General features: G+C 63.4%; 28 protein-coding genes. 26 read left to right on the forward strand and 2 right to left on the reverse strand.

What is annotated here, in order from left to right; all coding sequences use genetic code 11:
* The first annotated feature begins 7 nt into the window (after positions 1–7).
* From ED236_RS08250 to ED236_RS08375, 26 genes are all read left to right on the forward strand, one after another.
* Complete coding sequence (locus ED236_RS08250; protein ID WP_123237502.1) at positions 8–214, forward strand: phage head-tail joining protein; 207 nt, start codon at positions 8–10, stop codon at positions 212–214.
* Entirely contained in the window at positions 214–1,707 is a 1,494-nt protein-coding gene (locus tag ED236_RS08255) for a phage portal protein (RefSeq protein ID WP_123237503.1), read from the forward strand. Before ED236_RS08250 ends, ED236_RS08255 begins: the two co-directional genes overlap by 1 nt.
* A gap of 1 nt (position 1,708) precedes the next feature.
* A complete protein-coding gene (locus ED236_RS08260; RefSeq protein ID WP_123237504.1) occupies positions 1,709–3,010 on the forward strand; it encodes a S49 family peptidase in 1,302 nt (433 codons plus the stop codon).
* A gap of 3 nt (positions 3,011–3,013) precedes the next feature.
* Complete coding sequence (locus ED236_RS08265) at positions 3,014–3,391, forward strand: head decoration protein (RefSeq protein ID WP_123237505.1); 378 nt, start codon at positions 3,014–3,016, stop codon at positions 3,389–3,391.
* 77 nt (positions 3,392–3,468) lie between these two features.
* A complete protein-coding gene (locus ED236_RS08270) occupies positions 3,469–4,491 on the forward strand; it encodes a major capsid protein (protein ID WP_123237506.1) in 1,023 nt (340 codons plus the stop codon).
* Complete coding sequence (locus ED236_RS08275; protein WP_123237507.1) at positions 4,491–4,781, forward strand: hypothetical protein; 291 nt, start codon at positions 4,491–4,493, stop codon at positions 4,779–4,781. The genes ED236_RS08270 and ED236_RS08275 overlap by 1 nt, the downstream gene beginning before the upstream one ends.
* A 12-nt stretch (positions 4,782–4,793) precedes the next feature.
* Entirely contained in the window at positions 4,794–5,216 is a 423-nt protein-coding gene (locus ED236_RS08280) for a hypothetical protein (RefSeq protein WP_123237508.1), read from the forward strand.
* Between the two features lie 32 nt (positions 5,217–5,248).
* On the forward strand, positions 5,249–6,001 hold the full coding sequence (locus ED236_RS08285) for a phage tail tube protein (protein WP_123237509.1): 753 nt from the start codon (positions 5,249–5,251) through the stop codon (positions 5,999–6,001).
* An 8-nt stretch (positions 6,002–6,009) separates the two neighbouring features.
* A complete protein-coding gene (locus ED236_RS08290; protein WP_205125663.1) occupies positions 6,010–6,441 on the forward strand; it encodes a DUF6631 family protein in 432 nt (143 codons plus the stop codon).
* A gap of 8 nt (positions 6,442–6,449) precedes the next feature.
* Entirely contained in the window at positions 6,450–6,602 is a 153-nt protein-coding gene (locus ED236_RS12495) for a hypothetical protein (protein WP_162299595.1), read from the forward strand.
* Entirely contained in the window at positions 6,599–7,240 is a 642-nt protein-coding gene (locus tag ED236_RS08295) for a DUF6441 family protein (protein ID WP_123237510.1), read from the forward strand. Before ED236_RS12495 ends, ED236_RS08295 begins: the two co-directional genes overlap by 4 nt.
* A complete protein-coding gene (locus ED236_RS08300; protein WP_193726082.1) occupies positions 7,240–9,732 on the forward strand; it encodes a phage tail tape measure protein in 2,493 nt (830 codons plus the stop codon). Before ED236_RS08295 ends, ED236_RS08300 begins: the two co-directional genes overlap by 1 nt.
* Positions 9,729–9,950 (forward strand): hypothetical protein, encoded by a 222-nt coding sequence (locus tag ED236_RS08305; RefSeq protein ID WP_123237511.1) that lies wholly within the window; start codon positions 9,729–9,731, stop codon positions 9,948–9,950. The genes ED236_RS08300 and ED236_RS08305 overlap by 4 nt, the downstream gene beginning before the upstream one ends.
* Complete coding sequence (locus ED236_RS08310; protein ID WP_123237512.1) at positions 9,940–10,884, forward strand: hypothetical protein; 945 nt, start codon at positions 9,940–9,942, stop codon at positions 10,882–10,884. Before ED236_RS08305 ends, ED236_RS08310 begins: the two co-directional genes overlap by 11 nt.
* Positions 10,884–11,954: a hypothetical protein gene (locus tag ED236_RS12500; RefSeq protein ID WP_162299596.1), complete on the forward strand. Its 1,071-nt coding sequence runs from the start codon at positions 10,884–10,886 to the stop codon at positions 11,952–11,954. Before ED236_RS08310 ends, ED236_RS12500 begins: the two co-directional genes overlap by 1 nt.
* Positions 11,942–12,478, forward strand: coding sequence for a hypothetical protein (locus ED236_RS08325; RefSeq protein ID WP_123237515.1), 537 nt, complete (start codon positions 11,942–11,944; stop codon positions 12,476–12,478). The genes ED236_RS12500 and ED236_RS08325 overlap by 13 nt, the downstream gene beginning before the upstream one ends.
* Before the next feature lie 13 nt (positions 12,479–12,491).
* A complete protein-coding gene (locus ED236_RS08330; RefSeq protein WP_123237516.1) occupies positions 12,492–13,949 on the forward strand; it encodes a hypothetical protein in 1,458 nt (485 codons plus the stop codon).
* On the forward strand, positions 13,946–14,413 hold the full coding sequence (locus tag ED236_RS08335) for a hypothetical protein (RefSeq protein ID WP_123237517.1): 468 nt from the start codon (positions 13,946–13,948) through the stop codon (positions 14,411–14,413). Before ED236_RS08330 ends, ED236_RS08335 begins: the two co-directional genes overlap by 4 nt.
* A complete protein-coding gene (locus tag ED236_RS08340; protein ID WP_123237518.1) occupies positions 14,410–15,588 on the forward strand; it encodes a hypothetical protein in 1,179 nt (392 codons plus the stop codon). The genes ED236_RS08335 and ED236_RS08340 overlap by 4 nt, the downstream gene beginning before the upstream one ends.
* A gap of 1 nt (position 15,589) precedes the next feature.
* Entirely contained in the window at positions 15,590–16,612 is a 1,023-nt protein-coding gene (locus ED236_RS08345) for a hypothetical protein (RefSeq protein ID WP_123237519.1), read from the forward strand.
* A gap of 12 nt (positions 16,613–16,624) precedes the next feature.
* The gene (locus ED236_RS08350; protein ID WP_123237520.1) at positions 16,625–17,749 is read left to right on the forward strand and encodes a hypothetical protein; all 1,125 of its coding nucleotides are present in this window, start codon (positions 16,625–16,627) and stop codon (positions 17,747–17,749) included.
* A 12-nt stretch (positions 17,750–17,761) separates the two neighbouring features.
* Positions 17,762–18,556 carry a phage tail fiber protein gene (locus ED236_RS08355; RefSeq protein WP_123237521.1) on the forward strand — a complete coding sequence of 265 codons (795 nt, stop codon included), beginning with the start codon at positions 17,762–17,764 and terminating at the stop codon, positions 18,554–18,556.
* Between the two features lie 65 nt (positions 18,557–18,621).
* On the forward strand, positions 18,622–18,924 hold the full coding sequence (locus ED236_RS08360; RefSeq protein ID WP_123237522.1) for a DUF6127 family protein: 303 nt from the start codon (positions 18,622–18,624) through the stop codon (positions 18,922–18,924).
* Positions 18,921–19,397 (forward strand): hypothetical protein, encoded by a 477-nt coding sequence (locus ED236_RS08365; protein ID WP_123237523.1) that lies wholly within the window; start codon positions 18,921–18,923, stop codon positions 19,395–19,397. The genes ED236_RS08360 and ED236_RS08365 overlap by 4 nt, the downstream gene beginning before the upstream one ends.
* Positions 19,394–19,861, forward strand: a complete 468-nt coding sequence (locus ED236_RS08370; RefSeq protein ID WP_123237524.1) for a lysozyme — start codon at positions 19,394–19,396, stop codon at positions 19,859–19,861. The genes ED236_RS08365 and ED236_RS08370 overlap by 4 nt, the downstream gene beginning before the upstream one ends.
* 79 nt (positions 19,862–19,940) lie before the next feature.
* A complete protein-coding gene (locus ED236_RS08375; RefSeq protein ID WP_123237525.1) occupies positions 19,941–20,231 on the forward strand; it encodes a hypothetical protein in 291 nt (96 codons plus the stop codon).
* A 3-nt stretch (positions 20,232–20,234) separates the two neighbouring features.
* Here ED236_RS08375 and ED236_RS12655 read toward each other — a convergent pair whose 3' ends face one another.
* Complete coding sequence (locus ED236_RS12655) at positions 20,235–21,176, reverse strand: COG2958 family protein (RefSeq protein ID WP_123237526.1); 942 nt, start codon at positions 21,174–21,176, stop codon at positions 20,235–20,237.
* 18 nt (positions 21,177–21,194) lie between these two features.
* Entirely contained in the window at positions 21,195–23,243 is a 2,049-nt protein-coding gene (brxL, locus tag ED236_RS08385; RefSeq protein ID WP_123237527.1) for a BREX system Lon protease-like protein BrxL, read from the reverse strand.
* Between the last annotated feature and the right edge of the window lie 3 nt (positions 23,244–23,246).

Consider the following 23,246-nt stretch of genomic DNA (forward strand, 5'->3'; position numbering starts at 1 on the left):
ATAAGCAATGACCTACACCCTTGCCCAACTCGACGTACTCAAGTGCGCGCTGGCTACCGGCGAGCGTCGCGTGAGCTTTGGCGACAAGACGATCGAGTACCGATCGATCGAAGAACTGCAAGCGGCGATTCGTACCGTGGAGGATGAACTGGCCCGTGCTTCAGGCGTGCCGACCACGCGCCAGATTCGCATCGACACCCGGAAAGCAACCTGATGAAATGGTTCTCCAGAATTCGGCGTGGCCTCTTTGGAACTCCGTCGCCGATTTACGATGGCGTCGGCGGGGGCCGGCGTGCACTCGCCTGGCAAGTCGGCAATCCCGGCGCAGTCGCCGCACTGGCGTATACCCAGAACGAACTGCGCGCCAAGAGCCGTGATCTGGTGCGGCGCAATGCCTGGGCGGCGGCGGGTGTCGAAGCCTTCGTGTCGAACGCGATTGGGACCGGCATCAAGCCGCAGAGCATGCTGGCGGATCAGCCGCTGCGCGAAGCCATCCACAGCCTGTGGTGGGATTGGTGCGAAGCAGCCGATGCCGCAGGACTCACTGATTTCTACGGACTGCAGGCTCTGGCGTGTCGCGCCATGCTCGAAGGTGGGGAATGCCTCGTGCGGCTGCGCTACCGCCGCCCGGAGGATGGCCTGCCGGTGGGACTGCAACTGCAATTGCTCGAACCCGAACACCTCCCAGCCACGCTGAACCAGGAATTGGCCTCGGGAAACGTGATCCGTGCGGGCATTGAATTCGACAAACTCGGACGGCGTGTGGTCTACCACCTCTACCGTTCGCATCCTGGCGACGGTTCCTTGGCACCAATGTCCGGTATCGGCGGCATTGACACGGTGCGGGTGCCGGCCAGCGAAATCATCCATCTGTTTCGTCCGCTTCGTCCGGGACAGATTCGCGGTGAACCGTGGCTCGCCCGCGCCTTGGTCAAACTCAACGAACTCGACCAGTACGACGATGCCGAGCTCGTACGCAAGAAAACCGCCGCGATGTTCGCGGGCTTCATCACGCGCCTTTCGCCCGAAGACAACCTGATGGGTGAAGGACTGGCGGACGCCAGCGGGGCGGCATTGGCCGGACTGGAACCGGGCACGATGCAGATCCTGGAGCCCGGCGAGGACGTGAAGTTCAGTCAGCCCGCCGACGTCGGTGCGAGTTACGCCGAATTCCTGCGCATGCAGTTTCGGGCGGTCGCCGCGGCAATGGGGATCACCTACGAGATGCTGACGGGGGATCTGACGCAGGTGAACTACTCGTCGATCCGTGCCGGGTTGCTCGAATTTCGCCGTCGGTGTGAGGCTATCCAGCATGGCGTGATCGTGCATAAGCTGTGCCGTCCGATCTGGCGTGCCTGGATGGAGCAGGCCGTACTGGAAGGCGCACTAACGTTGCCGGGGTTCAGCCGTCGTCGTGGCGAGTACCTGTCAGCCAAGTGGATTCCACAGGGCTGGCAGTGGGTGGATCCGCAGAAAGAATTCAACGCAATGGTCACCGCGATCCGTGCCGGCCTGCAGTCGCGTTCGGAAGCGATCTCGGCCTTCGGTTACGACGCCGAGGACATCGATCGCGAGATCGCGGCTGACAACCAGCGTGCTGACGAACTCGGTCTGGTATTCGACTCCGACCCGCGCCACGACAAATCACCGCTCAACGCAGCTGCCCCGGTCACGGGGTCTGCGCAGCCAGACAACCAGGATAACTGACATGCCCCTCGTTCATCTGGCGTCCCGCATCATCGGGACGCCACTCCTCATTGCCCGTCCGAAACTCGACGTCATCCTGTCCGTGCTCGGTTCGCGGATCGGACTGCCCGAGATGGAGTTGGCACTCCCGATGCCGGCGCCGAAAATTGCCGGTACGGCATTGCCGACGGGAATCGCCGTGATTCCCGTCGTCGGCACCTTGGTCAAACGGGTGATGGGCATCGATGCCGCCTCGGGTTTGACGTCCTACGACGAGATCGGCGCGCGTCTGGACGCCGCACTGGCCGATCCGCAGATCGCTGGCATCCTGCTCGATATGGACTCGCCCGGCGGTGAAGCGGGTGGCGTATTCGAACTCGCCACTCGCATTCGCGCCGCCAGCCAGATCAAACCCGTCTGGGCACACGCCAACGATGCCGCGTACTCCGCCGCCTATGCGATCGCTGCCGCGAGTGAACGCCTGACGCTGTCGCAGACCGCCGGCGTCGGCTCCATTGGCGTGATCGCGCTGCACGTCGATCAATCGGTCAAGGATGCCAAGGACGGGCTGAATTACACCGCCATATTTGCCGGTGGCCACAAAAACGATTTTTCGCCGCACGAAGCGCTGACGCCGCAGGCCACCACGGCCCTGCAAACGGAAGTCGACCGGCTCTACACGATCTTCACGTCGCAAGTGGCCGCCATGCGCGGCCTCGACAGGGATGCCATTTGCGCCACCGAGGCTGGCGTGTATTTCGGTGAACACGCCGTGGCCGCGGGACTGGCCGATGCTGTGATGCCGCTCGATCAGGTGCTCGCCGAATTCACCGAGGCGCTGGCCGCCAAACGTCGGTTGGCCACCCTGCAAGCAACGCGCAACTGTGCAATTTCCTCTGTCCATTCCAACCTGGAGAATTCCATGAATGACCACGAAACGATTGAACACCTCGAACCTGTCGGTGAACAGACCGACACACCGACGGACGCCGCGCCGAGTGAGGATCCCCCGCACACGGACGGCGCTCCGCAACCCGAAGCAACTATCCGTACACCACTCGCGCAGCCGGCAGCCAACGGACGCATCGAAGCCCAGGCGATCGCCGAGTTATGCCTGATCGCTGGCCAGCCACAGCGCACCGCCGAGTTCCTGGCGTCCGGGGCCAGCGAAGCACAAGTGCGGCGTGCCTTGCTCGAGGCACGGGCCGATCAGCCGGAGATCACTTCCCGCATCACCGCCGATACCGGCACCGGAACCACCCTGCGCCCGGAAGACAGCCCGGTAGTCGCCGCCGTCAAAAAACTCACCAACAACAAGGAGTAAGCCATGCCCAGCGTTACGCAACCGAACAATCTCGGCGACCTGCTGAAATACGAAGCCCCGAACCTGTACTCGCGCGAGCAAGACACCGTCGCGGCGACGCAAGTCCTGGCATTGGGTACGGTGGTTGGCCGTGAAACGGCGACCGCGAAGCTCAAAGCGCTCGATCCGGCTGCCACCGACGGTTCCGAAGCTGCCGTGGGCGTACTCGGCAACGACATCGACGCCACGCTGGCGGATCGCACCGATGCCATCCTGATCGCCCGGCACGCCATCGTCGCACGCGGCGCAGTCGTCTGGCCCACCGACATTACCGCGCCCCAGCAAGCGGTGGCCATCGCTCAACTGGCGGCACTGGGCATTCTGGTACGCGATAGCGCCTGATTCCGTCCGACCCCTCCCATTCGCTTTTCCGCAAAACCCGCTTACCCAGCGGGTTTCGTCATTTTTGGAGATCCCAAATGCAAAACCCCTTTGAAAACCCCGGCTTTTCCGTGGCGAGCCTAACGGCGGCCATCAACCTCATTCCCAATCGTTACGGTCGGCTGGAGTCGTTGAATCTATTTCCCGCCCGGCCCGTGCGCACGCGGCAGATCATCGTCGAGGAGTACGCGGGCCGCCTGAACCTGCTGCCAACCCGCGCGCCCGGTTCGCCCGGCACGGTCGGCGAGCGTGGCAAGCGCAACCTCCGTTCCTTCGTTGTTCCGCACATCCCGCACGACGATGTGGTGCTGCCGGAGGAAGTCCAGGGGTTGCGCGCGTTCGGCTCGGAAACCGAGATGGAAGCGATTGGTGGGGTGATGGCCCGGCATCTGGAGACCATGCGCAACAAGCATGCGATCACGCTGGAGCACCTGCGCATGGGGGCGCTCAAAGGCAAGATCCTGGATGCCGATGGGAGCGAACTGATCAACCTGTTCGACGAATTCAAGATCACGGCGCAATCGGTTTCCTTCGAGTTCTCTACCAAGGAAGACGAAGGCAATCTCAAAGAGTCCTGTTTGGAACTGCTCAGTTTGATGGAGGATGGGCTCAATGGCGAGTTCTCCACCGGGACCCATGTGTTGTGTTCGCCGGAGTTCTTCCGGGCACTGGTCACGCACGCGGAAGTCAAGACCGCCTACCAGAACTGGCAGCAAGGCGTGGTGCTGATCAACGACATGCGTTCAGGCTTCAACTACAGCGGCATCACCTTCGAGGAGTACCGGGGTCAGGCGGCTTTCGTCCAGGACGATGGCATCCTGGGCACACGTCGCTTCATCGCGGCGGGCGAGGCGCACGCGTTCCCGATCGGCACGGTGGATACCTTCGCCACCTATTTTGCGCCGGCCGACTTCAACGAAACGGTGAATACGCTCGGGCAGACGCTGTACGCCAAGCAGGAACCGCGCAAATTCGACCGGGGCACCGATCTGCACACGCAGTCGAACCCGCTCCCGATGTGTCACCGCCCCAACGTATTGATCAAGCTGACCTCGGCCTGATGAATATCGAGGTGTTTTACGACGCGGCCCAACGGTCGGGATTGCTGACGGCCGTGATCGCCGCGGGGAACACGGTGTATTGCGCCTTTCGGGCCCCGGACGAAACCGTGCTCGATGGCTTCGCGCTCTCGCGGGACTACCAGATCGACTACCCGGCGTCCGCGCTGACGCTTGCCATCGGCGACGCGGTCGAGATTGCCGGGGCGGTCTATCAGGTGCGTGACGTGCGCGCCATCGGTGAGGGTTCCGAGCGGCGCGCCGCCTTGACCCAACTCGTTTCTCCAATTTGAGGATTGTTGTCCATGAATTCCATTCGCGAACGGATTCTGCGTGAGGTCGTCACTCGCCTCGCCGCAGCAATCGCTCCTTGTCCGCTGTTACGTCAGCCCACCGCGCCGGTGCCGCGCGAAGCCAGCCCGGCCGTGTTGTTGTTCGCTGAAAGCGATCACATCGACATGCACGTCAATGATCTGGTCGAGCGCAGCTTGCAGTTGCGCCTGGTCGTTCTCGGTCGCGGCGAGGCGGCGTTTGATCAGGCCGACCAGTTGCTGGTCGCGGCGCATGCGGCTTTATTGGCCGATCCCAACCTCGGCGGCCTGGCCTTGGGCATCAGCGACGTCGACTGTGATTGGGAGGCCGAAGACGCCGATGCCGGCGCCGTGGCCCTACCGGCGCGCTACGAAATCCGCTACCGCACCTACGCCCGCGATCTGACGCGCGCCTGATCCCTTCTCATCTCATTTTTTGGAGTCTGACCATGCCGTATTTTTCTGGGCAGGGCCGCGTCTATGTCGGCGCGCGTGATAACAACGGCCAGCCCCTAGGGCTGAGCTACGTCGGCAACGTGCCGGAACTCAAGGTCTCGTTGTCGGTGGAGACGCTGGAACACCAGGAGTCGAGCAGCGGCCAGCGCCTCACGGATCTGCAACTGATCAAGACCAAGAAAGGCGAGTTTTCCTGCACGCTGGAAGAACTGATCGCCGTCAATCTGGGCCTCGCACTTTACGGGACGACCATCGAGCAAACGAGCGGGGTGGTCAGCGGTGAAGTTCTGCCCAATCCGGTGACGGTCGGCAGCCTGTATTTGCTGGCGCATCAGAATGTCTCCGCGGTCGAGATCAGCGATGCCTCGGGCAGCCCGCAGACGCTTGCCGCCGAGCAGTACCGTCTGAATGCCAAATACGGTTCGCTGGAAATTCTGGACAAGACCACGGGTGGTCCGTATGTCGAACCGTTTTCGGTCGACTACGCCTACGGCGCCGCGCAAACCACCGCGCTCTTTACCCAACCGCTGCCGGAGCGCTGGGTCCGGTTCGAGGGGCTCAACACGGCAGATAGCAACCGCGAAGTGGTGATCGACTTGTACCGTGTGGCGATCAATCCGGCCAAGGAACTCTCCCTCATCACCGATGAACTGCTCAAGTTCGAATTGTCCGGGCAAGTGCTGGCCGACACCTTGAAATCCGCGACCGGCGACCTCGGGCAATTCGGTCGCATCGTCTTGCTGTGAGGATGGCCATGAACCCCTTTACAGCCTTTCCCTCGCAACCCGTCGTGCTCGAGATGGCCGGCGAGACGCTGTCGATCACCCCGATTCGCGTCGGGGAAGTCCCGGCCTTGCTGGCGACCATCCAGCCGTTTGCTGATCAACTGGCCAGCGCGGAGCCCGACTGGCTGGCGATCCTGAGTACCCACGGTACCGCCTTGTTGCGCACGCTGGCCTTGGCCTCGCGCCAGTCGCAGGACTGGATCGACGCCTTGCCGCTCGACGCGGCCATTGCCCTGGCGACGACGCTGTTCGAGGTCAATGCCGATTTTTTCGTGCAAAGGGTGAAGCCGGCCGTGCAAGAGGCGAGCCTGAGAATTCACGCCTGCCTGGACCCGGTGCCGCCTGGACGCACGCCATCCACCGCCTCATCCACGCCGGACACCGATTCCCCGACATCCTGATCTACTCCGTGGTGCAGTTCGAGGCCTTCCTGGTCGCCGAAGCGGTACGGGAAGGCGAATCACTGGGGTTGCAACTGACGGTCATGGCAGTCGCCAGTCAGGGCGACAAACGGGCGATCGAGCGGTTGCAGCGGGAACTGACCACGGACACGCCCTCATGAAAATCAACCTGACCACCGCCGGCCTGTTCGAACCACGCCAGTTTGCCGCCTGGTCTACTGCGCGCCGCCAGGCCATTCATCAGGCCGTCGCCCGGGGCATGCAGTCGGGTGGCCGCGAGGTACGCGACGCCGCCCGCGCGCAGATGCGCAGCGCCTTTACCGTCAAGCGTAATAGCTTCGTGTCCTCGATGCATACCAAGGTGCTGGACAAAAAAACCGATCGCCTGCCGGCGTTGTGGGTTGGCAGCAAGATCCCCTGGCTCGGTCTGCATGAGAAAGGCGGCACGGTCGCCGGCAATCTGCTGATCCCGCTGCTGCCCGGGCGGATTGGCCCCAAGCGCTTCAAGGCCGTGATCGACGGACTGATGCGTTCGGGCAATGCGTTCTTCATCCAGAAGAACGGCAAGGTCCTCCTGATGGCCGAGAACATCCGGGAGAACGCCTCCCAACTCACCCGCTTCAAACGGGCCGAGCGAGGACGCACCGGCGCCAAGCAGATCAAACGCGGCCAGGAGATCCCGATCGCGGTACTGGTGAAGTCCGTCACCCTCAAGCGGCGACTCGACCTGGCCGGTGCCGTCCGTGGCGCGCTGCCGCGACTCGCCCGTGCCATTCAATACGAACTGGTGAAATCCTGATGGTTTCCAACCGCGCCCAACTGCTGATCACCGCCGTCGATGAGACCCGGGGCGCCTTCGACTCGATCAAGCGCAACCTCGGCGATCTCGGCAACGTTGCGCGTTCCCTCGGCGGACTGCTGAGTGGCCTGGGCGTCGCTGTGTCGGCCGCTGGCCTCGCCTCGATGGTCAAGTCCTCGCTCGAGTCGGCCGATTCGCTCTCGAAACTCTCGCAGCGGGTGGGCATCACTGTCGAGTCGCTGTCGACACTGATCCCGGCCGCGGATCTCTCCGGCGTTTCGGCCGAGAAATTCGAAGGCGGTCTGCGCAAGCTCGCGACCCGCATGCTCGAGGCCGCCACCGGGTCGGAGGAAGCGGCGCGCAGCTTCGCGGCGATCGGCGTTGCCGTCAAGAACCAGGACGGGACGCTACGCGCGACGGATCAGGTGCTGCTCGATCTCGCCGACCGTTTCAAGGCGATGCCGGACGGCGCCGAAAAAACCGCGCTCGCCGTCGAACTGTTCGGCAAATCGGGCGCCGACCTCATTCCCTTCCTCAACCAGGGGCGCGAGGGCGTCGGGGCGCTGACGACTGAACTGCAAGAACTGGGCGTGCAGATCGGCGGCGATACGGCGGCGCAAGCCGAGGTGTTCAACGACTCGCTCGCCAAGGTGCGGCTGGCGATTTCCAGTATCGGCAACCGCATCCTCGAAGCCTTCCTGCCGGCGATGAATGCGATGGCCAATGGCATGGTGGACTCGGCCAAACAAGGCGGCACCCTGCGCGCGATTCTCGATGGCATCGTGCTGGCCCTGAAGGTGTTGGCCCTGGGGGCCGCCACGGTCGGTAAGGCGTTCGTGGCGCTCGGTGAAACGATCGGGGCTAGTATGGCGGCGGCGGTCGAGGCGCTATCCGGCCACGTGTCGAACGCCAAAGCGATCATCACCGAACTCAAGGGCCGCCTCGTCCAGCGCCTGGACGAACTCGCCGAATTCCGCGACAGCCTGTTCGAACCGAAGCCGATCGAGGTCAAGGCACCGAAAATTCAAGCCGACCCGGAACTGCTGCAACGGCTGACGAAACCCAACGCGGCTAAAGCAGCGCAGGACACCACCGGCGCGCAGACCGCGCTGCTGAAAGCGCGTCTCGACGCTGAGTTCTCGCTCCTGAAAGACGGACTGGTCCGGCAGCAAACGGCGCTCGATGCGGCCCTCGACGAGCGTCTAATTTCCGTTCGTGATTACTACGCTCAGAAAACGACCCTCGAGCAGCAAGCGATCGATGCCGAGATCGCACGCACGCGGCAGGCCTTGGCCCGCAGCCAGTCGGTCGCCTCCACTGGCAAATCAGAAAACGATCGCCTGCGCGCCAAGGCCGAGGTCGCCAAATTCGAAGCGGACCTGACCGTCCTCAACAATAAACGCGCCGATGTCGAAGTCGCCAACGCCCGCAAAGCCACCCAGGCCGAGCGCGAACTGCGCGACGAGCTCACCAAGGTTCGCGAGGAACAGCTCGATCTGACGGGAGCGGCCACGAGCGAGGATCGCCGTGCCGCCATTGAACGGCAATACCGGACTTTGCTCGAGAAACTTCGTGCCGAGGGCGATCAGGAAGGCGTCGCCACCGTCGGCCGACTCATCGACGTGAAGGCGGCGAGTGCCGATCTCGCGGCGTATGAAGCGCAGTTCAACGCGGCGCTCACGCGGATGCGGGCGAGCGAGGAATCAGTCAATATTCAGCGTCAGTCGGGCTTGTTGACCGAAGCACAGGCGCGGCAGCAGATCCTGGCACTGCATCAGGACACCGGGCAGGCGCTGGACGCCTTGCTGCCGAAGCTGGAGAGTGCCGCAGCTGCCATCGGGCCGGAGGCGGTGGCGCGGGTGCAGGGCTGGAAGAACGAGATTGCCAACGTGAAATTGGTTGTCGATGACGTGGCGACCAAAATCGACGGCTCGATCCAGGATGGGCTGGCCGAGGCTTTTACCGGCATCATCGACGGCAGCAAATCAGCGGCGCAGGCGTTCGGGGACTTTGGCCGCTCCGTTCTCGCGACGATCCAGAAGCTTCTCGCGCAGAAACTCGCCGAATCGTTGTTCGGCAATCTGTTCAAGGCCGGCGCCGGTACGGGGTCCGGGCTGGGTTCGATGATCTCCGGCCTGTTCAAGGGATTCGCCGGGGGTGGTTTCGTTTACGGCCCCGGCACATCGACCAGTGATTCGATTCCGGCACGCCTGTCAGCGGGTGAATTCGTCGTCAATGCCCGTGCCGTCAGCCGGGTTGGGGTGGCGTTCCTCGATGCGCTCAACGGGGTCGCGGCGGGACCGCGGGTGAGGACCGGTCGACTGGCCTTTGCCAATGGAGGTTTCGTTGCGGATGCCCTCACAGATGCGCCAAAACGAAACACGTCGTCGGCACCGACTGTCCTGGACTTCCGCATCGCGCCAGATGCCCTGCATATGACGCTGCGCGACTGGTTCGAGGGCGAACTGGCCCGGATTGGAGCGACCCGATGACGATCTCTGCCATGCCCGCCACGCCACGAGCCGATGCGTCGGCCTTGCTCGCCTTCGACGGTCCGGCCCACGTGATCGTCGAGTGGTTGGTCGTAACGGGGCCGGGAACCGTGACGCCATTGAGCGATGCCACCGATGTCACCGGGCGGGCGTGGGCGGTCTATCGGCCGAACGGCGCGTCCGGGACTGCCACGATCCGGGTGCAGCATGGCGCTTGAATGTCTGGCGGGTCCGTTCACGATCACGAACCGTCTGGCCGAGGCGCCGGTCGGCAGGACCATCGCCGGTGCGCCGATCTGGGTCGATGGGCGCGGGCTGCTGCTGCCGATTTCGAGCGAAGGCGTTTATCTCGTCCAGATGGACGGTGCGGCGTATCCGGTAGCCACCGAATCGAACGACTACGGCCTGGCCCTGATCGGGTCCGGCAGCACGCCGAGTACGCGGTCGCGGCGGTACGGCCTGTCCGATTCGCTCGGTACGTATGGGGAATGGGATATTGACGTCGTCACGCTGTTCAAGACCGACCGGGTCGGCGATTCCTACGTCACGCTGGGTCGCAATTACGCCCGGTTGCACGACCGCTACGTCTATCCCCTGGCCGGGAGAATGTACACGCGGCCGCTCGATCTATCGGCGTCCGGTGTGATTGAGGCAACCGTGGACAATCTCGCGCACGGTGTTAGCTTGTCCTGGGCCGCGGGAAACGAGATCGTCGTCGGCAGCAGCGATGGACTGGTCGCCCGTTACGACTGGATCAAGAAATCCTTCGTCGGCGAACTGCGCACGATCGGCATGACTTGCCTTGGCCTGTGGTGGAGCGAGAAGCACGGCATTTATCTGTCGCTGCACAATACCGGAACGACGCTGGCCCTGCGGGTCTGGGCAGCCACCGTGCAGCCCGCCGTTGTCGGTACACCAACGTCGGACGAAACACTCACGGCAGGTCACCGCACCCGTATTCGCGCCCGCATCCGCGGCGCCCACGCCGATCCTTGCGCCGGCGAAGTCGTCGCCTGGTCACTGACCGGGCCTGGCAGGCTCGCGCCGCTGGCCAGCCGCACCGACAACGAGGGTGTAGCCGAAACCTGGTACGACGCGCCCTTGAACAGCGGTGGAGAAGACATCCAGATTGGCGCGGAGGTAGCGGTCTGATGCTGTGCCCAACCTACGTTTCTGAGGTCATTCCGCATCGCAGTCTGGACGAGATGGTCGGCACGGCGCACCTGATTCCGAGCGCCCTGTATAACGCAGACCTGCTTGGCGAGGACGGTTTCGAGTGTGTGGATCGCATCGACGGTCTGTACGCGGCCAACGACGGCGGGGCGCTGACCGATTCCGGTGTGGTCATCGCCACCGGCTGGACCCGGCAACGCTGGTGGCCGAGTTGGGCACGCTTTCGCTGGGAGTTCGACGCGGAAACCGGCGCGTTCCTGCGTCGCGACACGGCGCCAGGCGGCTACTACGCCCAGGATATTTATCAGGGCGCCGGCGGCGAACTGTGGCTCAAACTCGTCACCGGACCCTTGCAGCTGCTCGGCCCGGACGATCAGCCGAGCGGGGTGGCGCTGTTGCCGGCCACCTTCGGGGCGATTGCCTTTCGTGCCGTGCTCGTCGACCGGCTAGCCAACCGGGTCGTCATGACCCCGGACGTCGACCGGATCCTCGAGGTGCGCGCGCTGGACACTGGGGCGCTGCTCCATACGCTGCAGGTTCCCAACCGACCGCGCGACATCTGTTATGAAGAAGGCACCCGCTGCTACGTGCTTACTGACAGCCGCGACCTGTTCATCCTCGACTATCTGACCGGGCGCTGGTTCGGCGCCGTGAAACTGACCACGCTGAGTGGCGATGCGGCGCGCATCGCCTGGGACCGGCGCTATCGCCGGCTGCTGGCCATCGAGCAAGTCACCTCGCCGAATTACCTGAATCAGGTGGGGATCAGCGGTTTTGCGATGCGCCCGGTGATCACGCATCTGTGCGCACCGATTCCGCTCACACGGCTGCGCGCCGGGACCACCGTGCCGGTGCTGGTCAAAGCCGTGGGTGATCTCGGGGAAGGGATTGCCGATGGCGTCTCTGTTGCCGCGGCTGGCCCCAACCTCGTTGCGCCACAGAATTTCGTCGCCCTCGATGGCGCGGGCGAGAGCGTTCCTCAACTCCAGTTGCTGGCTGCGGGGGACGATGTGCTTTCTCTTTCGGTGAGTGTCCCATGCCCACGCTGACCGCTTCGGCTACCTTCACGATCGGTGCCGCCTCGCCCGCGGTAGACGAGATTTCCCTCACGATCCTGCCGGCGGCGGTCGGGAGCGGCGGCAAGGGGCGGCTCATCCATCCGACGCTCGGCACCTTCGATTACGAGTCGGCCCCCGATCAGTGGTCGGGCATCGATACCGACATTCTGATTCCGCCGGTGTGGGCCAGCAGCAAGACACTCGCCGGCACAGCCAACGCTCTGTGGCGCGGCACGGTCCGCGACGCGGTATGCGTCGAAACCTGGACTGCCGAGCGCGGCATCGCGATGTCGATGGCCCAGTTCCGGATGCTGCTCGCCTTCTGGCAGAACCCGCCGGATCCGGCCAACGGTTTCATCCAGTGGTGGCCGTCCTATACCTCGGCCTTCGGCTTCGAGGTGATCCTGACCAATCTGACCGCTGGCGGCAACGGAATCACCATCGATGCCATCGCGGCGCAGGGCTATCTGGCAAGCCCCGTCGAACTCACGCTGCGCGTCGTCAGAAAACTCTGAGGGAGTTCTGTGGATGGACACCCGTTTCTCGGCCGCGACGAGTGTGGACGACGAGCGTAGCGTAGCGGTGGTGGCCTATCCAGTCGGCACGCCGATTGCCGCGGTCGTCGCCGGCACGGCCCCTTCACCTCTGGACCTGTCGCCGTATGCGACGCGCGTGCAGCAAAGCACCGGCGAACTGACGGTCGGCTTGTCGTGGCATCACGAACTGTACGGAGTGGCGCAGCCGGTCCCCGGACAGGTCCTCGCCGTCTTCGTCGAAGGGGTGCTGCTCGTCGCGACTCTGATCGAGTCGCTGAACGATTACAGGCTTTCCTCGGGCGAGCGGCGGATGACGCTGACCGCACGCAGCCCGGACGCGTTCTCGGTCTGGCGGGAGGTCAAACGCGTTACCGATATTTACCCGTTGGGCACGCGGCTCGATCAGATCGCGCGGGACATCGCCTTGGATGTTGGACTCACCCCCGCGGAAATCGCCTTGCCACCGATCATGTACGCGGTACCGCACAGCAATCTGCAACTCGCGGATCTTACGGCCTGGGACATGCTCGAAACGCTGTTGCTGCCGGCCGGTCTTGCGCCATGGATCGATGGTTGTGGCCGCTTGCGGGCGAAGAGTCGGGATCTGGCGCGTCGTGCCGACGTTGCGTTGACCAACGATCGCATCGTAGCGGTCACCCGTGGGCGGGCCGCCGTGCCGTTGTCGAGTCTGCGTCTCGCCTGGCAGGACCCGGACTTTACGGAGGTGGTGCAGCAGGACCAGAGCCTGGCGTCGGCGAATATCACGGCTGGCTTCTTCCAGATGCGCCAGGAGCAGGACGTCTATTGGAGCGACGATCGCACGCAACGGGCGCGCAACACCCGCCTGGTGATCAAGCAAAGTGCCAATAGCGGTCTGTTTTCGGTCTGCAGCGAAGACTATTCGGCCACGGCGCATACCGGTGGCCGCATCACACTGGAAACGGCGGCCTGGGTGCCGGGGCTGATGGGCGTCTTTCTGGCAACGAAGGCGGCTGGCCTGATCCCGGACATCGCGCCGCCCTTTGGTGGCCCGACGACGCCGGTCGGCAAGGCCGTGCATGCCGCGCTCGAACTCTCCGTCTTGCTGACGATGGCCAGTATCGGCACCGGTAGCTATGAGGTGTGGGGCGCGCCCTACGACTATGTGCATGCCCGGCACACGACCGAAGCCTACGACGCCGCCGCCCCGGCGTGGCTGGACAAGGTCGAGATCATCGAAAGTGATCTCGTGCAGAACGACGCGCACGCGCAGGCCTTTGCCGCGCGGGAACTGATTTATCGGGCGCATGCGGCGCAACGCTACGGCGTGACGATCGTCGATGATCTGCGCCTCGAACCGGGCGACATCCTTGATTTGCCGGATGGCTCGCGGCTCTATGTGACGGGACTGACGCGCGATCTCACGCGCGACGCACCGGCGCGTCTCGAGGTGGAGGGCTTTGTCGCATGAGTCTGCTCACACACATCACGCAAGCGCAGATCGACGCGAGCCAGACCGAACTTGATGGCAAGATCCTGACGCGGCCGGCACTGCTCGTCACTGACGGCATCGCGCTCGTCTATGCCGTCGATGTGGACATCGGCGAAAGCGGTCGGGTCCTCAAGAACGTGCCGTTGGCCCGCGCCAACCGGGATCTGCTCTACGCCGAAGCGGGGAATGCCTGCCGCTTGCGGCGATCGGCCAACGGTAAATTCGAGGTCGTTGGGTTCTCGAAGGAACTGCCGGGTCGCTATGACCGTTTTGCGGTCGATCTTGGCACCTTCGCCATCGGTCCGACGCAGTCCTTCGGGCTCGATGCGCGCCCCCTGTCTTACGGCGAACTCGCCGACCGGCCCGGTGGCTACGGAGTTGTCCCTTACGGGGCCACCGGACTCTTCCGCGGCGGAATTCTGCTTGAGGTGAAATTCGGATGAGTCTCTCTCTGCAACGCTTCACGAACGGCGACACCAACTACGTCGCCAAGCACAATGCCAATGCTGCGTCATTGGAAGCGGAACTGACGTCGCTGCGCAGTCTGCTCGGCGCGAGCTTTGGCGGCGCCGTGTCGATCGGTGCGGCACTGCAGGCCTTGCTCGGCAGCACCGTGGCGGTGATCGGGGCCGATTCCTATCGGGCAACTGGCAGTGGAACGACACTCACCGTGGGTGCAGGCTGGTGCTGGCGGCCGTCGCTCGGTCTCGTGCTGGCCAGCGCGGCACCGGTGACCTTGAGTTTCAGCGGGCAACCGCCCGGCACCTATTATCTGCAGGCCGACAGCAACGGCACGCCGACGCGCAGCACGAGCGCGACCGAGGCGCTGTATCAGATCGTCTGGAGCGGCAGTGCGTTCACTGCGATCACGCGCCTGGCCAAGGTAGTGTGGGGTGCGGCCGACCAGATCGCGGCGCAGGCCAGTGCGGCTCTGGGGCAGACCTTCGAATCGTTCGATGCCCGACTCGAAGCCGGGGAAACTGGCGCGGTGGCCGGAGCGCTCGCGCGGGCGGCGCAGACCGGGCGCACAATTAAAACGGTGGCCGGTGGTGCCAACGTGACGCTGACGGCGGCGGAAGCCAACGCGGCGGTGATCGTCCTGACCGGGACCGTCACGGCAGCGATCCAGGTCACCGTCCCCCTGAGCGGACCGCGCGTGTGGCTGCTCGAAAACGCCACGACCGGTGGCCGGGAAATCACACTCAAGGCTGCCGGTGGGGCTGGCGTAAAACTCCCGCCCGGCGCGACCTTCGTCTATCACGACGGCGTCGCGGTGCTGGCTGTCGGGGCGCGGCCCTATCGACCGGCCGTACTGACACTCCCCTATGCGTCGACACTGGTCGCGGACTTTGCGCGCGCCGACACGGTGCGGGTCACGCTCGGCGGCAGCCCTACGATCACGCTGACCGGCGCGGCCGACGGACAGCGCTGTGTGCTGGAACTCACCCAGGATGCGCTCGGCGGACGAGTCGTCAGCTTTGGTCCGAATGTGCGCCTCGGGTCGGAGATCGGTGCGATCGATTTGTCCAGTATGCCCGGGCTCACCGACAGGCTCGGCTTCATCTACTCCACCGCGAGCGCCACCTTCGACCTCGTGGCGATTGCCAAAGGATTCTGACATGGCTCTGCTCTTCATGGATGGCTTCGACCATTACAGCTTCAACGAGATCACGCAAAAATGGACGGCGCGTGACTCCTCGTCGATCTATAGCAACGATATCAAGCCGACCAGTGGCCGGCGAGGCGGCGGCGCGTTGCTGGTCGGCAGTTCCGGGGGGCTCTATAAGTCCGTTCCCGCGCGGGCGACCTTCATTCTGGGTGTCGCCATTTATCCGGTGACGATGCCGAGTACTGGTGGCGGCCAGCCGCTCTTTGAGTTGCGCGATGGTTCGACGCAACAGATCTATGTGTTCATCGACACGGCAGCGAAACTGCGCGTCTATCGGGGCGGCGGTGTGCTACTCGCCACCTCCGATAATCCGCTCCCGGTCGCGACCTGGAGCTATGTCGAGTTCAAGGCGACGATCGACAATTCGGTGGGGGCATATGAACTACGGGTCAACGGGCAGACCTGGCTCACCGCAAGCGGCATCGATACGCAGAATTCCGCGAATGCTTTCGCCAATTACGCGTGCCTGGGCATCAGCGGAGCGAACGACGCGAACATCTATTACGACGACTTTTACCTGTGCGACACGAGTGGCGCGGCGAACAACGACTTTTTAGGGGATGTGCGGATCGATGTGCTTGTGCCCACCGGGCCAGGGACCTACCAGGACTGGACGCCCTCGACCGGCACCGACCACGCCGCGCTCATCGACGAGACGGCCCCCAACACGACCGACTACCTCACCGGGGCGACCCCGGGAGCCAAGGAAACACTGACGCTTGGCGATCTACCAGTGCAGGGATCGGTCGTCGCCGTTCAGGTGTGCAACTACCTCGCAAAAGCCGATTCCGGCTCTGCCAAGGCGCGCAATCTGATCCGCTCGGGGACGACCGACGCCTACGGCCCGGAATCGGCGCTGTCCACGAGTTACGTCTATAACCTCTCGGTGTATGAGACGGATCCGGCCACCGGGAACGCCTGGTCGACCGCTGCCGTGAATGCGCTCGAAGTCGGCGTTGAAGTTGCGCAATAAAGCGTCGGTCCAATGACGACGATCTTTATCGCCGACAGCTTCAGCGAAGCGGCAGATACGGCGCTGGCGGCCCACACGGCGGAGACCGGCGGGGCTTGGGCAGCCTACGGCTCGCCCTACAGTGGGACGGCCTCGGTCATCGCCGCCGAGGGGCGCGTGGCGGGATCGTCGAGTTCGGCCTCGGCGCTCTATACCCAAACCGTTATGCCGCCGTCGGCCGATTATTTGATCGAAGCAGTAGTGCGCTTTACGAGTTCCACCGGCAAGCGGGTGGGGATTGCCGCCCGCTATTCGGCCAGCGACACCGAGAACGGCTATCTCGTCTTCTTCGACGGGAATTACTGGGTGCTGCGCAGGGTGGTGGCGGGCGTATCCACCGATCTGGGCAGTTACTACGGCAGTTCGTCGCTCAACACCGACTATGTGCTCCGGTTCGAGGTCTATGCGACGAAGTTGACCGTGTCGATCGACGGTGTTCTGCGTTTCGCCGTCACGGACGACACGTTTACCGCGCCTGGTCGTGTCGGCGTGCTGCTGCGCTCCGGTGGTCGCCTCGACAGCCTGACGGTCATAACGCTCGATGCGCAACCGGCGCGACTGGCGCAGATAGCCTTCGAGGCGGCGATCTCTCCCGGGCCCCCGGCGCGCCTGACGCAGTCGCTGGCCGAGGTGTTGAGTCAGGCGCTTGTGCCGAGCCGTCTGGCTCAGGTCGCGGTGGAAACACTGGTGCTGCCGTTCGCCCCGGCGCGGCTCGATCAGGTTGCTACGGAAGTATTGTGGCGTGATCCGCGGCTGGCCGCCGACATGGCGCCGCGCCTGTCTGGCATCGCCCAACTCGATCTCGGGCTCGCACTGTGCAGCGAGATCAGCGGAGAAATGCACGGCACCGCGCGGCTGGAATTGGGCTTGGAGTTGGGATCGGCGTCGGCACCTGCGCCCGGACCGGTGACGGCCTGCCTTGCCGCCCATCTCAAAACGGACGCTCGGCTACGCGCCGACGTTGCCATTTTGCTGACCGGTCGCGCCGATTTGCGGCTGGGCGAGGAATTGCGCGCGTCGGGGCGGCTCGTTCTGATCGCGCGTGGGCGTCTGGCCGGCGATACGCCAACTTCGTCGGCGTTCTGGCTACTCTTCTAAAGGAATCCTGTGATGAGTCTATCGAATCTGCTCGAGGAAGCCGTGGGCGCCCATCTGCTGCGCAGTGCCGCCTGGGCGAAACCGGTCGCGCTCTATTTGGCGCTCCTCAAAACCGATCCCGGCGAGAACGGCGTAATGGATGAGGTCAACGGCGGCGGTTATGTGCGATTGGCCGCTGGGCCGGACGATGCGCTGTGGTCGTCGCCAGTGGGTGGCAACAAGCAGTTCGCCAATGCCGTCGATTTGACGTTTGCCGCGCCGACTGCGGATTGGGGGCGCGTCTCGCATTTCGCGCTGATGGACGCGGCGGCCGGCGGAGCGATGCTGGCCTACGCGCCGCTGACCGTCCCGCGCGAAATCTACGGTAACGATCCGGCTCCACTCTTTGCCGCCGGGGACCTGAAACTCACCTTCGCCGGGCACCTGTCGGATTTACTCGCCGAGTGCATCGGCACGCACCTCCTGCGTTCCGGGTCTTGGGAAAAACCTACAGCGCTGACTGTCGGGCTGGAAACCGACGCCGGTGCCGAGGTGGCGGGCGGCGGCTATAGCCGGCTTGTGGCCGGGCCGTCGGATGCCGCCTGGACCGGACCGACAGAAGGAAACGGACAGCACACCAATGCCACGACGCTGGCCTGGCCCAGCCCGACCGCTGATTGGGGAACGGTTGCCACCGTGGTGCTGTGGGATGCGGCGGCGGGTGGCAACGCGCTCGTCGCCATTCCGCTGACGACACCCCGCCCGATCGCGGCGGGCGCGCTGGCGCCGAATTTCCAGGCCGGGGGCATCAGTCTCGCCTTTGACTAAACCTCTCAACCAATTCAACCCGAGGCCGTCCCTCCGACGGCCTTTTTTATATCTGGAGATCCGCCATGACCGATCCGGAAAAACCTGCCGCCCTGACCGAAAACATGATGCTGTTGCGCAAGGAAGATTTCGAGGAACTGCTCAACCATGCCGCCGAACGCGGCGCCGAGCGCGTCCTCTCGCACCTCGGTCTGGAAAATGGCCATGCCGCGCGCGACATCCGCGATCTGCGCGACCTGATCGAAGCGTGGCGCGAGGCGCGCCATACGGCGTGGCAGACCTTCATCCGGGTGCTGACGACTGGCCTTCTGGCCGCACTGCTGGTCGGTGCTGCCATCAAGTTGAAACTGATGGGAGGTACGCAATGATCGAGACCTTGCTGGGTGGTCTCCTCGGAGGGGCCTTCCGTCTCGCGCCCGAAATCCTCAAGTGGCTCGACCGCAAGGGCGAGCGTGGCCACGAACTGGCGATGCAGGACAAAGCGCTGGAGTTCGAGAAGATTCGCGGTGCGCAACGAATGTCGGAAATCGGCGCGGGAGCCGACGCCGCGTGGAACGTCGGAGCCATCGAAACCCTGCGCGAAGCCGTTCGCAGTCAGGGCGAGAAAACCGGCGTGCGCTGGGCCGATGCCTTGTCTTGCAGCGTGCGCCCCGTCATCACCTACTGGTTCATGGCGCTGTACTGCGCTGCCAAGACCGCCGCATTCGCGGCTGCTGTCACTGCTGGCGCGGGCTGGGGAACGGCCATCCTGCACGCTTGGACGGAAGCCGATCAGGCGCTATGGGCCGGGGTGCTGAACTTCTGGTTCCTCGGGCGCGTGTTTGACCGGGTGCGGCCGTGATCGAGGTGCCGAGTGCGGCCATCGAGCTAGCCAAGCGCTTCGAGGGGTTCGAGCGCAAGGTGAAGCGCGGAATCGAGATCGCCGCCGTCCCCTACATCTGCCCCGCAGGTTTCTGGACGATTGGTTACGGCCACCTCTGTGATCCCAAGCACCCGCCGATCACCGAGGCCGAAGCCGAGGTCTATCTGGCCCGCGACCTCCAATCGGCACTCGCCGCCACGCTGCGCTACTGCCCGGTGCTGGCCACTGAACCCGAGAGCAGGCTCGCGGCCATCGTGGATTTCACGTTCAACCTTGGCGCAGGGCGATTGCAGACATCGACGCTACGACGACGCATCAACCAGCGGGACTGGGCTGCCGCAGCAACGGAGCTGCGACGGTGGGTCTATGGCGGCGGGAAAGTGTTACCGGGACTCGTTACGCGACGAGAGGCTGAGGCCGCTTGGCTGCTACGCAACGGGTGATTTCGAACCGCGCAGAAGAGCTTGGCTTCGCCGCCGAACAGCGCGTTCATGTCATCCATGCCAACACGGAGTATCAACCATGAGTAACCGATTCAAGCACGCCGTCATTGACGACGTGACCTCGCGCAACATCGACGCCAGCCTGCAAGACAACCTGCTCGATCTGTTCGAGTCGGCCATGAAGTCGGTGGCCACGACGCTGGCGCGTGAGGCCAAATTCAACACCGCCGACTTCGCCACAGCCAAGGGGCGCGGCTGCGAGGGGTTCACTCTGCTGGTGAGCCGCACGCGCGCTGACTCGCGCGACGGCTGGTTCGGTGCGTTTCAACGTGGCGATGAACGCCTCGACGTGATCGGCCATCTCGAATAGGCATCAGTCTTCTGTCTTTGGTACGTCCCAATCTGCGGGCCGTGCCTCGCCGGTCTGATAGAACTGCTTGACCAGCTTCACGTACTCCAAAAAGTCCTTGTTCTCCGTCGCCAGCCGGTTGGCGGTATCCCAATCGATTTCCCCGCGCTCCCTGGCGGGAATCAGAACCTGACTCTCAGATGGATTCTCAACATCCAGTTTGATCAGGCCAATGCCGTGAGCCGCAAACAGCATGCGCAGCTCTTTCAATGTGTCCTGGCCCTCGATCTCGGCAGCCACCAGGTAACCGAAGTTGGACCACGAGGAATTCGAAACAGACTGGAAGAAGCACTCACGGACATTCGACCGGTTGATCAGCAGCTTCACTTCGAATGACCACAGCTTGGTGCGCTTGTCCGAATACTGATTGACGCAATCCTTGACCTCTTGGTGCCAGTCGGCCCCCAGGTCCTCCATGCCGACCAGATCCGGATAGAGCCAGCGGTTGCCGTTGGGCCCACGCTTGTTCGACGAGCGCTTCTCATCGATGCGTTTCGAGTACACGCCGAACTCGGCCCAGAGATAGTTGCTCAGCAAAGGGTACAGGCCGTGCTCCCCGAGCTTTGCGTCGTCCTTGCCAACCGGAGCCGCGACGCCAACGCTCTCCACCGCCGCAACTTCAGCGCTGTCCGATTTCTCGGAGAAGTAGTATTTACGAGGACGGCCTTCCGTCGTCTTCAGGTTGGGGTGCTTCTTCTGCAGACGTGGGCGCTGCGAGCCGATCTCCGCCACCAACTGCTGTAACAGGTCTGCGTCGGTTTCCAACGCCTGACTGCTGGCCTTCTTGGCGTTGCACTCGTGCGGGAAGGTCGCGAAGACCCACTCGGCGATCTGCCGCGCGGAGAATTTCTCATCCGGGTGGGCGGTTAGGTAGTCAACGACTGCTTTGCCAAGGTTAAGCGCCATGTTCTTCTTCCTTTTGTGTCACTCGGCCATGGCCTTCAACAACGCATCTCGGGCGTCGGAGTAGAACTGGATGTCGATCTTGGTCGCCATGTCGTCGGACAAGTCGACCAACTGGCGCCGACAAGCTACCGGCATCAGCAGCGATGTCGCACCTTTCTCAACCGCGATCTCGGCAATCGTGACCGCGTTGTGGACAGGTTCGATCGATCCTCCGAGGTTTATCTCGCCAACGATGATCAAGCCGCCCCGCACGCTTCGCTTCAAGAGCGACGTGCACAAGGCAACCAGAGATGCCACGCCCAGCTTCGCCCCGGACTTTGCTGCATCAAAAGCCCGCAGCTGGACTGTGAACTCGTGCTGTCTTGGATCTTTGTCGCCGACCAACTGCATGGATCTGGCGTACAGGTTCTGCTCGGCAAAACCAATGCTCTCGCGGAACGCAGGTGGGATGGGCTTGTTGAGCACCTTCACACCGGACCCAGGACCTTCGTTGACCTCGATGCGGTAGAGGCCGGAGCCTTCCTCACCGCCGCCCGGGCTGATGGTCCAGACCTGACCTGGCTCCAGCGGATCGCCGCCGATGCTGTTTTCGCTTTGCAGCTCCGGCGTAGAGACGAACTTTTCGACCCCGTCTGCGCCCATGATGTAGCTGAAGTGGGTATTGCGAAACTCGGCAGCGCCCACACGCTTTTGCTGCTCTTTTACGCGGCGCCGAACCTCCATCGCGATGCGAACGGCCCACTCCAGATCTTCCTCGGGTACCGGGACATCTGCGCTCGGGTACAGCAGTTTGAGCAAACCGCTGACAGTCTTGTTGATCGCATTCGTATCGCGGCCAGACAAGGCACCGCCAAAGAATACGCGGTTTTGCAATTCGCTCACGCGGCTCTGATTGCGAAGCTGGCTCCAGCACTCGGACAGAAAGTCGCTGACCAAGCCGAAGTGGTTGGTCACCAAGTCCTTGTTGATCTTGGGCACGTCCCAACCCGGTAGGAATGCGTGGATGCGGTCCATGAAGGCGGTGTCGTCCCGCATTTCTGGCGGCATCGGCCCAAAGAGGTGGCCGATGCGCTGCTGGTGCTCTACATCGACGTCGAAATTGCCTACCATCACGATGCTGCCATCGGCGCGAATGCTCTCTTTGCCTCGACTGAACTCACCGGACTCCATGTAGCCCTTCATGATGTTCACGCCATCCTTCTGGTCGAAGGAGATGCCCGACACCTCATCGAAGCAGACCACGTCGTATTGGCAAACCAAGCCCCTACGACCTCTGGCCGTGTTCTCCACGAACATCTTGGCAACGGTAGCTTTGCCGCCTGATACAAGGTGAGCGTAGGGCGAGACCTGCTGGAACAGATGGCTCTTACCGGTGCCGCGAGGCCCGAGTTCAACCAGGTTGTAGTTGCGCTCGACGAACGGCACCATGCGCAGCAGCAGCGCATTCTTCTGCCGCTCGTTCAAACCAGCGGGTTCAATCCCAATGGACCGGAGCAGCAACGACTTCCACTCCTCGCTCGTGAATTCGGCGCGTGCCTTGGACAGTGTCTCCAGCACGTCGCGTTTCGATAGCTGAATCTCCCGCAGGGAGGTGATCCCAAACGGACGCCCCTTGGCTTCCTGCGCGATTGCCACATCAAACGTCACGCCCAGCTCGGCATAGAAGCCCCCCGTCAGCATGCGTTCGTGTTGGTTCACCAGCTCGCTGCTGATCCTCACATCCGTCAGCCGCAGGCTCGGCAAACTTGCAACGTACTCGCCCTTGTTGTCGACGCGCGCCGTCACGAGGTCAATGATCTTTACCTCGCCAGTCTCCAGAGCCTTGGCCTTGAACAGTTCCTCCTCGCCGGCCCGCACCGTGCGGGACTTGAGCTGGCGTTGAACAATCTCTAGCCCTTCGTCAATCTCTTCCTGATCCGTACTGGCGCAATACCTCCCGAGCATGAACTCGACCACGTATGTGGGTACCGGAAATTGCCGACTAAAGGTGCGGACCAAGTCTTTCCGGACCAGATACCCGTCGAGTAGCGAGGCGGCTTTCTTGTCTATCTGATCCAATTCAATCATTCA

It is taken from the genome of Pseudomethylobacillus aquaticus (assembly GCF_003730115.1).
Classification (GTDB): Bacteria; Pseudomonadota; Gammaproteobacteria; order Burkholderiales; family Methylophilaceae; genus Pseudomethylobacillus; species Pseudomethylobacillus aquaticus.